Below are 15,465 nucleotides of genomic sequence, written 5' to 3' on the forward strand. Positions count from 1 at the left end.
TCCCCCTGCACGCCGACGGCGGCGGATGGGATCCATCCGCCGCCGTTTCGGGAAACGGGACTCCCGGCTAGGCCGCCGGCCCCCGGGATCCGGGAACCGCCGTCATGGGATCAGTCCTCCGCCGTCGTCGCCGCCGTTCGATCCGGCGTTGCCGCCGCCGTTGGGCTGGCCGCCGCTGTCCGTCTCCCCGGTCGTCTCACCGGTGGTCGTTTCTCCGTTCGTCTCACCGGTGGTCGTCTCCCCGTCCGTCTCACCGCCGGGATCACCGCCGTTGGTGGCGCCGCCGGACTGGCACTCCAGGTCCCACGGCTCGCACGTCTGGCTCGGCGGGGGCGAGGTCGAGGGCGGCGGGCTGCTGGTGGGGTCGTCCGGCTCCTCGCTGGGCTCGGTCTCGGTCGGCTCGGGCTCGATCGACGACTGGGTGGGGCTGGGGACGCCGCCGCCGTCGACCTTCTCGCCCAGCGGGCCGGGCTCCGGGAAGTCCTTGACCTCCTCGCCCTTCAGGGCGGCCTTCATGTAGTTGGTCCAGATCTCGGTCGGGATCTGGCCACCGTGGATGGAGTCGAAGCCGCCGGTTCCGTTCATCGACAGCAGTTCCTGCTTGTCGCTGCGCGGATCGGTACGGAAGAGGGTGACGGCCGTGGAGAGCTGCGGGGTGTAGCCGACCCACCAGGCGGACTTGTTCTTGTCCGTGGTACCGGTCTTGCCCGCCGCGGGCCGCTCCAAGTCGCGCGCGGCGGCGCCGGTGCCGCTGCCGTACTCGCCGAACTCACCCTCGATGACGTTCTCCTTCATCACCTTCGTGACAGTGTCGGCTACTTCCGCGTCGATGCCGCGCTTCGTGGGGTGCTCGTCGTACCCGCCCAGCTCCTTGCCGTCCTTGACCACCTTCGTCACGGAGTACGGCTCGATGTGCTCGCCGGAGGCGGCGAACGTTCCGTACGCGCTGGCCATGCGGATGGCGCTGGGGGTCGAGGTGCCGATGGAGAACGAGGCGTTGTTGTTCGGGTCCATCGAGTCCTCGAGGATGCCCAGGTTCTCGGCCGTCTTGCGGACGTTGTTCAGCCCCACGTCGATGCCGAGCTGGACGTACGGGGTGTTGATGGAGAGCCCGGTGGCCATGTTGAGGTCGACGTAGCCGTAGCTCTTGTCGGCCTCGTTGACCTGCCGGAAGTCATCGCCTCCCGGACCGGGCATCGGGTCGCCGTTCTGGTCCCGGATGATGATCTCGTTGTTGCCGTTGTACTTGCTCTCGGGCGAGATCGGCTCGCCCTCGCTGCGGTACGTGCCGTTCTCGAAGGCGGACGCGAGGACGAACGGCTTCCAGGTGGAGCCCACGGGTACGCCGAGGGTGTCGGCGTTGTTGGAGAAGTGGTCCTTGTCGAAGCCCTCGCCGCCGTAGAGGGCGACGATCCTCCCCGACGCCGGATCGACCGAGGCCCCGCCGAACTGGACGTACTTGTCCTTGTCCCGGGTCTTCGGGTCGAGGTACTCCTTGCGGGCGTCGTCGACCGCCTTCTCCATCTGCGCGACCTTCTTCTTGTCGAAGGTCGTGTAGATGCGGTAGCCGCCGCGCTCCAGCTCTTCCTTGCCGATGTTGGAGTTCTTCAGGACGTAGCGGTTGGCCGTCTCGATGAGATAGCCCTTCTGCCCCGTCAGACCCGAGCTGGGGTTGTACTCCTCGATCTCGGGGAACTTGTCGTACTTGGCCCGCTCGGCCGGCGACATCATCTTCTGGCCGTCCAGCTCGACCTCGGTCTGCCGGTCGAGGATCCACTCCCAGCGCGCCTCGGCGCGCTTGCGGTTCTCCTCCGGCGAGGCCCCCGGGACCGAGCCGCCCTGGGGGTCGTAGAGGTCGGGACCCTTGAGGACGGCGGCGAGGAAGGCGGACTGGTCAGGCTTGAGGTCCTCGGCGTCGACGCGGAAGTACGCCTGGGCGGCGGCCTGGATGCCGTAGGCGCCGCGGCCGTAGTACGCGGTGTTGAGATAGCCGGCGAGGATGTCGTTCTTGTCGACCTTCGCGCCCACCTTGATGGAGACGAACAGCTCCTTGACCTTGCGGGAGAGCGTCTGCGACTGGTCGTTGAGCATGGCGTTCTTCACATACTGCTGGGTGATGGTCGAGCCGCTCTGGGTGGAGCCGCCGCCTGCCATGTTGAGGACGGCGCGGGTGATGCCCTTGGGGTCGATGCCCGGGTCGGAGTAGAAGGTGGCGTTCTCCGCGGCGATGACCGCGTTCTGCATCTCCTTCGGGATGTCCTCCAGATCGACCTCCTGGCGGTTCTTCTCGCCGCCGTACGTGGCCATCTGGGTGCCGTCGGACCAGTAGTAGACGTTGTTCTGCGCCATGGCGGCATCGGCGACCTTGGGCACGGTCACCAGCATGTAGCCGAGGATGAACAGGCCGACGAGCAGGCCGAAGCCGAGCACGCACATCCCCGTGACCTGCTTCCAGGAGGGGAGCCAGCGGCGCAGGCCGGTGTGGTTGGAGCGGGGGTAGTCGATGAACCGCTTCCGCGGCGGCGGCTCGGGGCGGCGCCTGCGGCGCGGGCCGTCGTAGCCGCCGGCGGCGGAGTGGCTGCGGCCGTGTCCGGCGGCTGCTCCGGCTGCCGCGCCCGCGCCCGCACCGGCTGCGGCGCCCGCGCCGTAGGCGGTGTTCCCGTCGGGGGCTCTCCTTCTGCCACCGCCGCCTCCGGCGGCCCGGCGGCCGGCCGCGGCGCCCCCGTCCGCGCCGGGCGTCCCGCGGCGGCCGGAGTGCGCGCCGTGACGGCCTCCTCCGCGGCCGCTGTTCGGCGGCTTGCGACGGTGCTCGCTCATGAAGGGACTACTCCTCGAACAGGTGGCATCGCCTGTGGGCGTTTTCTGTCAGCCGGTCCCCCCGATGCACGACCGGTTCTCTGTCCTCTGGCAACCAGCCGCACTGTACCGAGGACGAAGACGTCCGCATGCGGCTCTCGGTTCCCTTCGGACAGCATGCGGAACAGAGTACGCACCGGCGTTGCCCGCTTTGCGCCGGGTATTACGCGCTTTACCGGACACTTCGGCGCGCCCGGTCAAGCCGATGTGACGCCGTTCACAGAACCCTCACTTGCTGCTGCCCGAGCACCGGCCTATCGTTTAGATGTATCGAGTCGATACATCCGCGCGACACATCGGTGCGACACATCGGCCCGGTATAACCAGAGCGGGACATCCGCGGCACGGAAGGAGGCGGCGATGAGCAGGCGCTCAGGCATCCTGGAATTCGCCATCCTCGGCCTGCTCCGCGAGTCCCCCATGCACGGCTACGAGCTGCGCAAGCGGCTCAACAGCTCGCTGGGGGTGTTCCGCGCGTTCAGCTACGGCAGCCTTTATCCCTGTCTGAAGACTCTCGTCGCGCAGGGATGGCTGACGGAGGAGACCGCTCCTGCACCACAGGACGGTCCCGCCGTACCGCTGGCGGGCCGGCGCGCCAAGATCGTCTACCGGCTGACGGCCGAGGGCAAGGAGCACTTCGAGGAACTGCTCGCCCAAACCGGGCCCGAGGCGTGGGAGGACGAGCACTTCGGCGTCCGCTTCGCCTTCTTCGGCCAGACGTCGCGTGACGTACGGGTCCGGGTGCTCGAAGGCCGGCGCAGCCGGCTGGAGGAGCGCCTGGACAAGATGCGGACGTCGCTGGCGCGCACGCGCGAGCGACTCGACGACTACACCCTGGAGCTGCAGCGGCACGGGATGGAGTCCGTCGAGCGCGAGGTGCGCTGGCTGACCGAGCTGATCGAGAGCGAACGGGCGGGGCGCGACGAGCGCCCTTCGGGGAACGCCGGTTCAGCAGAGACGGGCGGCCTGCCCCGTGACCGGGACAGCACCCGGCCGGATCCGTCCGACGACACCGCCATCTGAGGCCCTGCCCTGGCACGGCCTCAACGAAAAACAGGGAGCAACCGTCAATGGGTTCGGTTCGTGTAGCCATCGTCGGCGTGGGCAACTGCGCCGCGTCCCTCGTGCAGGGCGTCGAGTTCTACAAGGACGCCGCCCCCGGCAGCCGGGTGCCCGGGCTGATGCACGTCCAGTTCGGCGACTACCACGTCCGTGACGTCGAGTTCGTCGCGGCGTTCGACGTCGACGCCAAGAAGGTGGGCCTCGACCTGGCCGACGCCATCGGGGCGAGCGAGAACAACACCATCAAGATCTGCGACGTGCCCAACAGCGGCGTGACCGTGCAGCGCGGCCACACGCTCGACGGCCTCGGGCGCTACTACCGCGAGACGATCGAGGAGTCCGCCGAGGAGCCGGTCGACGTCGCGCAGGTGCTGCGGGACCGGCAGGTCGACGTGCTGGTCTGCTACCTGCCGGTGGGCTCCGAGGACGCCGCGAAGTTCTACGCGCAGTGCGCCATCGACGCCGGCGTGGGCTTCGTCAACGCGCTGCCGGTGTTCATCGCGGGCACCAAGGAGTGGGCGGACAAGTTCACCGCGGCGGGCGTGCCGATCGTCGGCGACGACATCAAGTCGCAGGTCGGCGCCACCATCACGCACCGCGTCATGGCGAAGCTCTTCGAGGACCGGGGCGTCATCCTGGACCGTACGATGCAGCTCAACGTCGGCGGCAACATGGACTTCAAGAACATGCTGGAGCGTGACCGGCTGGAGTCCAAGAAGATCTCCAAGACCCAGGCCGTCACATCCCAGATCCCCGACCGCGACCTGGGCGAGCACAACGTGCACATCGGCCCGTCGGACTACGTCGCCTGGCTGGACGACCGCAAGTGGGCGTACGTGCGGCTGGAGGGCCGCGCCTTCGGCGAGGTGCCGCTCAACCTGGAGTACAAGCTGGAGGTCTGGGACTCCCCGAACTCCGCGGGCATCATCATCGACGCGCTGCGCGCCGCGAAGATCGCCAAGGACCGCGGCATCGGCGGCCCGGTGCTCTCCGCGTCCTCGTACTTCATGAAGTCCCCGCCCGTGCAGTACTTCGACGACGAGGCGCGGGAGAGCGTGGAGAAGTTCATCCGCGGCGAAGTCGAGCGCTGAGCGCCACTCCACCGCCGACGACTCGCCGTCTTCAGGGGCCCCGGGCTGCAGCCCGGGGCCCCTGGGCATGTGATGCTGAACGCCATGCCCGTTGTCCGCGACCTCCGCAGCCTGCTGCGGCTGCACGGCTTCCGCCGGCTACTGGCCGTACGGCTGCTCTCCCAGGGCGCCGACGGCGTCTACCAGGTGGCGCTTGCCGCGTACGTGGTCTTCTCCCCCGAGCGGCAGACCTCGCCGGCCGCCATCGCCTCCGCGATGGCGGTGCTGCTGCTGCCGTACTCGCTCGTCGGCCCCTTCGCGGGGGTCCTGCTGGACCGCTGGCGGCGCCGGCAGGTGCTGCTGTACGGGAACCTGCTGCGCGCCGTCTTCGCCGCGGGCACGGCGGCGCTGCTGCTGGCCGGGGTGCCGGACTGGCTGTTCTATCTGTCCGCGCTCTCCGTCACCGGCGTCAACCGCTTCGTGCTGTCCGGGCTCTCCGCCGCGCTGCCGCGCGTGGTGGACACCGAGGAGCAGCTCGTGGTCGGCAACTCCCTGTCGCCGACCGCGGGCACGCTGGCCGCCACGGCCGGCGGCGGCGTCGCCTTCCTCGTCGGGCTGGCCGGGCCCCAGGGGGGCACGGCGGACGCGCTGACGGTGCTGGTCGGCTCGGGGCTGTATCTCTGCGCGGCGCTGGCGTCGCTGCGGATGGCGCCGGGGGCGCTGGGGCCGGACCCGGAGCTGGTGCTGCCGCGGATAAGGGCGGCGGTCGCCAGCACCGCGCGCGGGCTCGTCGCAGGGGTACGGCATCTGCGTGAGCGGCGCGAGGCGGCACAGGCGCTGTCCGCCATGGGCCTGATGCGCTTCTGCTTCGGCGCGCTGACCGTGATGCTGCTGATGCTCTGCCGCTACGCCTGGTCCGACGGCGAGGACGACGGCATGGCGCTGCTCGGCGTGGCCGTCGGGCTGTCGGGGCTGGGGTTCTTCGTCGCGGCGGTGGTGACGCCGTCGCTGGTGACGCGGCTGGGCAGGACCGGCTGGATGACGCTGTGCGCGGCGCTGGCGGCGGTGCTGACGCCGGTGCTGGCGCTGTCCTTCGCGCCGGGGCCGATGCTGGTCGCGGCGTTCGTCCTCGGGGTGACGACGCAGGGTGCCAAGATCACGACGGACACGGTGGTGCAGTCGTCGGTGGACGACGCGTACCGCGGCCGGGTCTTCTCCCTCTACGACATGCTCTTCAACGTCGCCTTCGTGGGCGCTGCCGCGGCCGCGGCGGCGCTGCTGCCCGCGGACGGACGCTCGGCGCTGCTCGTGGTGGGAGTCTCGGTGATCTTCGCGGCCGTCGCCTTGTCGATGTTTCACGTGAAACACGCGCCCGCGGAGGAGGGGCACCCGCCGGTCCTGGAGGGCGGCGCCGAGCCGCATGTTTCACGTGAAACGTGACGCCCGCGCCCGCGGCGGTGCCGCCGTCCCCGTATGCCGCCGGCCTACGGGACCGTAGGCCCTACGCCGGCGGGTTCTGCTCCGCCCACCACGCGCGCAGCGCCTCGACCGCCGCCTCGTGCCCCATCGGCCCGTGCTCCAGCCGCAGCTCCAGCATGTGCCGGTACGCGCCACCGACCGCCGGCCCGGGGCCGATGCCGAGGATCTTCATGATCTCGTTGCCGTCGAGGTCCGGGCGGATCGCATCCAGCTCTTCCTGCGCCTGCAGCCGGGCGATGCGCTCCTCCAGCCCGTCGTACGCCCGCTGCAGGGCCAGCGCCTTGCGCTTGTTGCGCGTGGTGCAGTCGGAGCGGGTCAGCTTGTGCAGCCGCTCCAGCAGCGGCCCGGCGTCGCGCACATAGCGGCGCACCGCGGAGTCGGTCCACTCGCCGGTGCCGTAGCCGTGGAAGCGCAGGTGCAGCTCGACCAGCCGGGAGACGTCCCTGATCTGGTCGTTGGCGTACTTCAGCTTCGTCATCCGGGCCTTGGTCATCTTGGCGCCCACCACCTCGTGGTGGTGGAAGGAGACCCGGCCGTCCTTCTCGAAGCGGCGTGTACGCGGCTTGCCGATGTCGTGGAGCAGCGCCGCGAGCCGCAGCACCAGGTCGGGCCCGTTCTCCTCCAGCGCGATGGCCTGCTCCAGCACGATCAGGGAGTGCTCGTAGACGTCCTTGTGCCGGTGGTGCTCGTCGCGCTCCAGCCGCAGCGCGGGCAGCTCCGGCAGCACGTGCCCGGCCAGCCCGGTGTCGACGAGGAGGTGCAGACCCAGGCGCGGGCGGGGGGCCAGGAGCAGCTTGTTCAGCTCGTCCCTCACCCGCTCGGCGGACACGATCTCGATGCGCGCGGCCATGTCCGTCATCGCCGCGACGACCTCCGGCGCCACCTCGAAGCCCAACTGGGCCGCGAACCGCGCGGCCCGCATCATCCGCAGCGGGTCGTCGCCGAAGGACTCCTGCGGGGTGCCGGGGGTGCGCAGCACCCGGGCCGCCAGATCGTCCAGACCGCCGTGCGGGTCGACGAACTCCTTCTCCGGCAGCGCCACGGCCATCGCGTTGACCGTGAAGTCGCGGCGGACGAGGTCCTCCTCGATGGAGTCCCCGTACGACACCTCGGGCTTGCGCGACGTCCGGTCGTACGCCTCGGAGCGGTACGTGGTGATCTCGATCAGCAGATCGCCCTTGCGGCAACCGACGGTGCCGAACGCGATACCGACCTCCCACACCGCGTCGGCCCACGGCCGGACGATGTCGAGCACCCGCTCCGGGCGGGCGTCGGTGGTGAAGTCGAGGTCGTTGCCGAGCCGGCCGAGCAGCGCGTCCCGTACGGAGCCGCCCACGAGCGCCAGCCGGGCGCCGGCGTCCTGGAAGCGGTGCGCCAGGTCGTCGGCGACGGGGGAGACGCGCAGCAGCTCGCTGACGGCGCTGCGCTGGGCACGGCTGAGCGTGGCCTGCTGGGTTCGGTGGTCTTCGCGGGCATTCGGCACAACAGAACAGGGTACGGCCCGTGCGCCGCGTGACCGCAACTGGCCACCCTCCGCGGCCTCTCCGTACGCCCCCGGTGCCGATCAGGTGGCGGAGCGCCCGAGGGTTGACGCGGTCCCCGCCACCCGGCGTCCCGTACCTCGTTACCATCGGGGTCCAAGGCAGGCGGCACAAGGCCGCGGGCCGGGCACGAGGACAATGAGGACGGGCGAGCGCGTGGCCGAGCTGGCACATTTGACCGGGTCCCCGGGCGGCCTTCCCGCCCGTCCCCCGGCCCACCGGCGGCTGCTGACCGCCCTGCTGCTCGTGGCGCTGCTGCTGCCGGCCGCACTCGTGCAGGTGCCGACGGCGGGCACGGCCCACGCGCAGCCGTCCGGCTCCCGCTCGGTGAACGTGTCCGTGGACTATCTGAACCCCTCCGTCCCCTCCGGGGGCGACGACCTGACGGTCTCCGGCAAGGTCACCAACAAGACCGACGCCAAGATCACCGACCCGCATGTCTCCCTGCGCCTCAGCGGCCCGCTGACGAGCCGCAGCGAGGTCACCCAGGCCAGCGAGCGCACGGGCTGGCTCTCGGACTACGACGGGGCGGAGATCGACGGCCCCGGCACCGAGGAGCTGAAGACCCTGGCTCCCGGGATGAGCCGCGACTTCAGCATCACGATCCCCGTGAACCGGCTGCCGCTGGACGCGCCCGGCGTCTACCAGCTCGCGGTCTCCCTCAGCGGTACCTCCGCGGACGCCGGCTACGAGCAGGTGCTCGGCATCGAGCACACCTTCCTCCCCTGGCAGCCCGACGACCTGTCGACCAAGACCCGGCTCACCTTCGTCTGGCCCGTCATCGCCACCCCCCAGCTCACCGCGCGCACCGAGGCGGAGGCGGACGAGCAGCAGACGCCGGTGCTCGCCAGCGACCGGCTGCTGGAGCAGATGGAGCCCGGCGGCCGGCTGCAGCAGATGGTCGCGCTCGGCGAGGAGCTGCCCGTGACGTGGGTCATCGATCCGGACCTGCTGGCCACGGCGTCCGCGATGACGGAGGCGTACAACGTGGTGGACGAGGACGGCGAGACCGTACCCGGCAAGGGCCAGGACACCGCCCGGCAGTGGCTGGCCGACCTGCAGAACGCCGTGAAGGGCCGCGAGGTCGTCGCGCTGCCCTTCGGCGACCCCGACCTGGCCGCCATCGCCCACCGCGGCCGCAAGGTGCCCGGCACCCTCGACCAGCTCGGCGACGCCACCACCCTGGCCCAAAAGACCGTGGGGTCGGTCCTGCACCTGGAGCCGGAGACCGACCTCGCCTGGCCGGCGGAGGGCGCGATCGACAAGCGCATCGTCGGCGTCGCGGGCGCGGCCGGGGCACAGTGGGTCCTCGCCCGCAGCGACAGCATGACCGAGAGCGGCCTGTCGTATACGCCGACCGCGGCCCGCCCCATCGGCGGCGGCCGGACGGCGCTGGTGGCCGACGCACAGCTCTCCCGGGCCTTCGAGGGGGACATGAGCCGGGCGGAGACGTACTCCCTGGCCATCCAGGAGTACCTGGCCCAGACCCTCGTGACGACGCTGCAGCAGCCCAATCTGCAGCGCAGCATCGTGGTCGCCCCGCAGCGCACCCCCACGCTCGGCCAGGTGCAGGCGATGGCCGAGGCGCTCGGCGACCTCGACACCAGCACGTGGATGACGCCGCTGAACCTCAGCAGCGCCGCGGTGGAGCCGGCGGACCCGGGCGCCAACAGGGCGGTGCCGAGCACCGGGGCGTACCCGAAGAAGCTGCGGAAGCAGGAGATCCCGCGCGAGGCCTTCGAGCGGATCCTCGACACCCGGCAGCACCTCGACAACTTCTCCGTCATCCTCGACAACAGCCTCCGGGTCACCGTTCCCTTCGGCAACGCGCTGCTGCGCGAGATGTCCACGCAGTGGCGCGGGCGGAAGACGGAGGCGGAGGCGTTCCGGCGGGAGGTGCAGGGTTACCTGGAGGACCTCACCTCGCAGGTGCAGCTCATCGACAAGTCGGACCTCACCCTCTCCGGCAACAGCGGCACGATCCCGGTGACGGTGCAGAACAACCTCCTGCAGAACGTCCGCGGGCTGGAGCTGCGGCTGACGTCGGACGTGCCCAGCCGGCTGCGGATCGAGGAGGAGCGGCAGTCCATCGAGGTGGCGGGCGGCCACAGCACCTCCGTGAAGTTCGAGGCGTCCGCGCGGGCCAGCGGCCCGGTGACCATCACCGCCCAGCTCTACACCGCGGACGGCAGGCCCTTCGGCGCGGAGAAGACCTTCCAGGTGGAGGTGACGTCCATCACCTCCACGGTGCTGCTCGTCATCGGCGCCGGGATCCTGCTGCTCGTCCTGGCCGGGGTACGCATGTACTCGCAGCGCAAGCGCGCCGCCCGGACCGCGGAGGCGGGCGACGAGGCGGACGAAGAGGCGGACGGGAACGGGGAAGAGGACGAAAACGGGGACGGGGGCGGCGGCACCGGGGGTGCCGGGAGCCCGGAGGACCCGGCGGATCCCGGTAGCGACGGCGATACCGGGGAAGCTGACAAGGAGGCACACGGAACGCACCTCACCGGGGGCGACCGTGCCGACGACACCGACACGGAAAGCGGTGCCCGGTCGGGTGCCAGTGAGAGAGTGGAGCGGTGAGAACGACCAGGCCGTTTCCAGGCCGGCCATGACCCTTGTGGGGTGTCGATGAACGCGCCGTACGACGGTGACCGCAGTCAGGGCGCCGGCGATCCCGCGAACCTTCCGCCCGCCGGGTCGCCTCCGCCTGCCCACCAGCAGTCCCCGGCCGACCAGCAGAACGCCGATCCGTACGCGCCCGACCCCTACGCGCAGCCCGTCCAGGACCCGTACGCGCAGTACCCGCAGGAGCACTACGCCCCGCCCGCCGCCGACCCGTACGGCCAGGGCACCCCGGGCCACTACGGACACCCCGCCGCTCCCGACCCCTACGCCCAGCACCCGCCCCAGGCCCACCCGGGGGCGCAGGACCCGTACGCGCAGCACGGTGAGCCCGGCCAGCACGGCCAGCACGCACAGCACGGTCAGCACCCACAGCCCGGACAGCACGGCCAGCAGCCCCACTACGGGCAGCCGCAGCCGCAGCAGCAGCACAGTGGTCCCCCGCAGCAGGGCCATCCCGATCAGTACGGCAGGCCCGTGCCCCCCGCGCACCAGGGGCAGCAGCCCGGCGGCCAGCACGCGCCCGACCCGTACGGCAGGCCGGGCCAGGACCCCTACGGCCGTCCCGCCGACCCGTACGCCGCCGGCCCTCAGCCCTCCGCCCCCCAGGCGCCGCACGACCCGCGCTCCCCGTACCAGCAGAGCGACCCCCGGGCCCCGCACTACCCGCAGCAGTCGCACCACCCTCAGGGCGGGCAGCCGCAGCACCCGCACGCCGACCCCCGGGACCCGTACGGCCAGGCCGCCGCCCAGGCAGCGCCCAACCCGTCGGCGCCCTACTCCCACGACCCGTACCTCCAGGACGCCTACGCGCCCGACCCGTACCAGCAGCGCGCCGACCCCCTCGGCGACGCGTTCTACGACCACGCCGCCCACCCCCCGCCGCCCGCGGGCAGCCAGCCCGCCGCCCAGCCGCCGTACCAGCAGCCGCCCTCGCCGCACTACCGCACGGACCCCCGCCAGTGGGCCGACCCGCCCGCGCCCGAGCCCGACGGACCCACCCGGCACCTGCGCTACGGCGACGAGACCACCCAGTTCGTCGGCATGGACGACCTCGTCACCGGAGCCGGCCGCCCGGCGCAGCCGGAGCCGGACGCCTTCGCCCACCTCTTCCGCGACCAGCGCGCCCCGCAGCCGCCGCCGCTGGGCCTCCAGCCGCAGCCCGCGGCGGCGCCCGCGCCCGTACCGCCGCAGCGCCGCGGCGGCCGCGTCGCGAGCCTGGCGCGCTCCAGCGCCGTCATGGCCGCCGGCACCCTCGTCTCACGCATCACGGGGTTCCTGCGCACGCTGGTGATCTCCGCGGCCCTGGGCGTCGCGGTCCTCGGCGACACCTACACCGTCGCGTACACGCTGCCGACGATGATCTACATCCTCACCATCGGCGGCGGCCTCAACTCCGTCTTCGTCCCGCAGCTCGTGCGCGCGATGAAGAACGACCCCGACGGCGGCATCGCCTACGCGAACCGGCTGCTGACCCTCGTCTCGGTGATCCTCGGCGGGATGGTCCTCATCGCGGTCTTCGCCGCCCCGCTGCTCATCCGCGCGATGTCGGTGAAGATCGCCGACAACCCGCACTCCAACGAGGTCGCGATCACCTTCGCGCAGTACTGCCTGCCCACCATCTTCTTCATGGGCATCCACGTGGTGATGGGGCAGATCCTCAACGCGCGCGGCAGCTTCGGCCCGATGATGTGGACGCCGGTCCTCAACAACATCGTCATCATCGCCACCTTCGGCCTCTTCCTCTGGGTCTACGGCACCTCCGACTCCTCGGCGATGGACGAGACCACCATCCCGGCGGAGGGCGTGCGGCTCCTCGGCGTCGGCACGCTCCTGGGCCTCGTGGTGCAGTCGCTGGCGATGATCCCGTACCTGCGGCAGACGGGCTTCAAGATCCGGCCGCGCTTCGACTGGAAGGGCCACGGGCTCGGCAAGGCGGCCACGCTCGCCAAGTGGACGTTCTTCTTCGTCCTCGCCAACCAGGCCGGCATGATCGTCGTCACACAGCTCGCCACCTGGGCCGGCGAGTCCGCCTCCGAGGAGGGCCACGAGGGCACCGGCATCATGGCCTTCCAGAATGCCCAGTTGATCTGGCAGATGCCGCAGGCGATCATCACGGTCTCGGTGATGGCCGCGATGCTGCCGCGTATCTCCCGGGCCGCGGCCGACGGCGACCCCCACGCGGTGCGCGACGACATCTCGCACGGCCTGCGCACCTCGGCCGTCGCCATCGTCCCGATCTCCTTCGCGCTCGTCGCCCTCGGCATCCCGATGTGCACCCTGCTCTTCGCCGCGGTCGGCAGCGACGCGGCCACCTCGATCGGCTACGTCCTGATGGCCTTCGGCCTCGGGCTGATCCCCTTCTCCGTGCAGTACGTCGTGCTGCGCGGCTTCTACGCCTACGAGGACACCCGCACGCCCTTCTACAACACCCTGATCGTCTCCGCTGTCTTCGCGGCCGGCTCGGGGATCTGCTTCCTCGTGCTGCCCGACCGGCAGGCGGTCATCGGCTTCGCCGCCTGCTACGGCATCGCGTACCTGGTCGGCGTCGGCGTCGCCTGGCGGCGGCTGAAGCAGCGGATGCGGACCAACGACCTGGACGGCTCCCGCGTCGTTCGCACGTACGCCCGCCTCATCGGCGCCAGTATCCCGGCGGCGCTCGCCGGCGGCGCGACCGCGTGGGTCGTGACGGACAAGCTCGGCGAGGGCGTCACGGGGTCCCTCGCGGCGCTCGTCGCCGGCTCGCTCGTGCTCGGCGCGATCTTCTACGTGGCCGCCCGGCGGATGCGGATCCAGGAGCTGAACGCGATGATGGGGATGGTCCGCGGCCGCCTCGGCCGGTAACCGGGGGCACAACCTTCCGTCATCGCCGTGTGTCGTGGATGACGTGAGGCTGTGGGCACAATTGTCATGGCGCGGCTGTACGACACGAGAGTTGGGGAGGCAGGAACGGCGGTGGCGGAACGGAGCACGGCAGCCGTCGACGGCTCGGCGGCCGACCGCAGCGATGCGGCCGACACGACTGGGGCGGCGGACACGGAAGACCCAACGGGCGCCGCGGAGACGCCCGCTGCCGGGGCCCGTGCCGCGGCAGCCCCCGACTCCGGCACCGCGGAAGCCGCCGAGACGGAAGCCGGTGATGCGGAAGCCGGTGATGCGGAAGCCGGTGATGCGGAAGCCGGTGATGCGCAACCGGCCGCCGCGGAGCCTCCCGCCGCGGACGCCCCGGCCACGGAGCCGCCCGCACCCGAGGAGCCGCCACGGGCCGGAGTTCCCGTCGCCGACATGCACAGCGGCCACAAGCTCGCCGACCGCTACCGGCTGGAGGAGTGCGTCACCCGCCTCGACGGCTTCAGCAGTTGGCGCGCGGTCGACGAGAAACTCCGCCGCGCCGTCGGCGTCCACGTCCTGGCCGCCGGGCACGACCACGCCGAGGCCGTCCTCGACGCCGCCCGCGCCGCGGCCCTCATCGGCGACCCGCGCTTCGTCCAGGTCCTCGACGCCGTCGAGGAGGACGACGTCGTCTACGTGGTCCACGAATGGCTCCCCGACGCCACCGAGTTGTCCACGCTGCTCGCCGGCGGCGCGCCGATGGAGCCGCACGAGGCGTACGAACTCGTCACACAGGTCTCCCAGGCGCTGGCCGCCGCCCACCGCAAGGACCTCGCGCATCTGAGGCTCACGCCGTCCGCCGTGCTGCGGACGGGCAGCGGGCAGTGGCGCATCCGCGGGCTGTCCATCCACGCGGCGCTGCACGGCACCGAGGCGGACGACCCGCAGCGCACCGACACCGAAGCCGTCGGCGCGCTGCTGTACGCCGCGCTGACGGGCCGCTGGCCGTACGAGGGGGACGCCTACGGGCTGGCCGGGCTGCCCAAGCACGTGGGCCTCATCGCGCCGGAGAAGGTACGCGCGGGGGTGCACCGCGGGCTCTCGGAGCTGGCCATGCGCGCGCTCGCGGCCGGCTCCCCCGCCGCCGCGGCGCACCCGCGGCCGTGTACGACGCCCGCGGAGCTGAGCGCCGCCTGCGCCGAGCTGCCGCGCATCCGCCCGCCGGAGCCGCAGTACCCGCGGCCCGCGCCGTACCAGCAGACGACGTACCAGCAGGGCTACGCGCAGAGCGGCGGCCGCCCCGGAGGGCCCGCCGCGCGCCCCGCCGCCGCCGTGCCGCCGACCGCCCCGCCCACGCTGCCGGGGCGGACCGGGAAGGCCGTGAAGTGGTGCGTGTCCGTGCTGCTGATCGTCGCGCTCGCCCTCGGCAGTTGGCAGCTCGCCGATGCCCTCATCAACCACGACGGCCGCAGCGGCGACACCGGCAACTCCGCGGCCCAGCCCGGCGGCGGGGGCGGAGGCTCCGGCGGCGGCCGCGAGGGCGGCAAGCCGGTGGAGATCGAGAGCGCCCAGGACTTCGACCCGTACGGCACCGGCAGCGAGTCCCCGAGCAGCGTGCCCGCGGCCTACGACTCCGACCCGTCGAGCTACTGGGAGACCAAGTGGTACACCAGCGCGGTCTTCGGGAACCTCAAGGAGGGCGTCGGGCTGGTCCTGGACCTCGGTGAGCCCCAGCGCGTCGGCAGCGTGAAGGTCTCCCTCATCGGCGACAGCAAGCTGACGGCCATGGCCACCCCTCAGGACACGGCGTCGATGCCGACGGATCTCTCCGGCTTCGAGGAGTTCGACGCGGCGAACGGCACCAATCTGACGCTCAAGCCCACCAAGCCGGTCGTCACCCAGTACGTTCTGCTGTGGCTCACGGAGATTCCGCCGTCGAACGAGGGCAACTTCCGTGGCAAGATCTCCGACATCCAGATTCGGAGCTGAGCGCAGTACTC

General features: G+C 71.6%; 8 protein-coding genes. 6 read left to right on the top strand and 2 right to left on the bottom strand.

Annotated features, from left to right (window positions below; all coding sequences use genetic code 11):
- Positions 1-102: 102 nt before the first annotated feature.
- Positions 103-2,817 carry a transglycosylase domain-containing protein gene (locus OG946_RS17690; protein WP_326797045.1) on the bottom strand — a complete coding sequence of 905 codons (2,715 nt, stop codon included), beginning with the start codon at positions 2,815-2,817 and terminating at the stop codon, positions 103-105.
- Positions 2,818-3,216: 399 nt separating this feature from the next.
- Here OG946_RS17690 and OG946_RS17695 point away from each other — a divergent pair, with 399 nt between their 5' ends.
- The 3 genes from OG946_RS17695 to OG946_RS17705 all read left to right on the top strand — a co-directional run bounded on the left by OG946_RS17695 (position 3,217) and on the right by OG946_RS17705 (position 6,428).
- Entirely contained in the window at positions 3,217-3,879 is a 663-nt protein-coding gene (locus OG946_RS17695; protein WP_047016789.1) for a PadR family transcriptional regulator, read from the top strand.
- A gap of 47 nt (positions 3,880-3,926) precedes the next feature.
- Positions 3,927-5,009, top strand: a complete 1,083-nt coding sequence (locus OG946_RS17700) for an inositol-3-phosphate synthase (protein ID WP_326797046.1) — start codon at positions 3,927-3,929, stop codon at positions 5,007-5,009.
- 84 nt (positions 5,010-5,093) lie between these two features.
- Complete coding sequence (locus OG946_RS17705; RefSeq protein ID WP_326797047.1) at positions 5,094-6,428, top strand: MFS transporter; 1,335 nt, start codon at positions 5,094-5,096, stop codon at positions 6,426-6,428.
- 61 nt (positions 6,429-6,489) lie between these two features.
- Here the strand turns inward: OG946_RS17705 and OG946_RS17710 are convergent, their stop codons facing one another.
- Complete coding sequence (locus OG946_RS17710; RefSeq protein WP_326797048.1) at positions 6,490-7,950, bottom strand: CCA tRNA nucleotidyltransferase; 1,461 nt, start codon at positions 7,948-7,950, stop codon at positions 6,490-6,492.
- A gap of 232 nt (positions 7,951-8,182) precedes the next feature.
- Here OG946_RS17710 and OG946_RS17715 point away from each other — a divergent pair, with 232 nt between their 5' ends.
- The 3 genes from OG946_RS17715 (at position 8,183) to OG946_RS17725 (ending at position 15,454) form a co-directional block, all read left to right on the top strand.
- Positions 8,183-10,591: a DUF6049 family protein gene (locus OG946_RS17715; RefSeq protein ID WP_326800292.1), complete on the top strand. Its 2,409-nt coding sequence runs from the start codon at positions 8,183-8,185 to the stop codon at positions 10,589-10,591.
- Positions 10,592-10,639: 48 nt separating this feature from the next.
- Positions 10,640-13,477: a murein biosynthesis integral membrane protein MurJ gene (gene murJ / locus OG946_RS17720; protein WP_326800293.1), complete on the top strand. Its 2,838-nt coding sequence runs from the start codon at positions 10,640-10,642 to the stop codon at positions 13,475-13,477.
- Between the two features lie 111 nt (positions 13,478-13,588).
- Positions 13,589-15,454, top strand: a complete 1,866-nt coding sequence (locus OG946_RS17725) for a protein kinase family protein (RefSeq protein ID WP_326797049.1) — start codon at positions 13,589-13,591, stop codon at positions 15,452-15,454.
- Positions 15,455-15,465: the final 11 nt, after the last annotated feature.

Origin of the sequence: Streptomyces sp. NBC_01808 (genome assembly GCF_035917395.1) — a bacterium.
Taxonomy (GTDB): domain Bacteria; phylum Actinomycetota; class Actinomycetes; order Streptomycetales; family Streptomycetaceae; genus Streptomyces.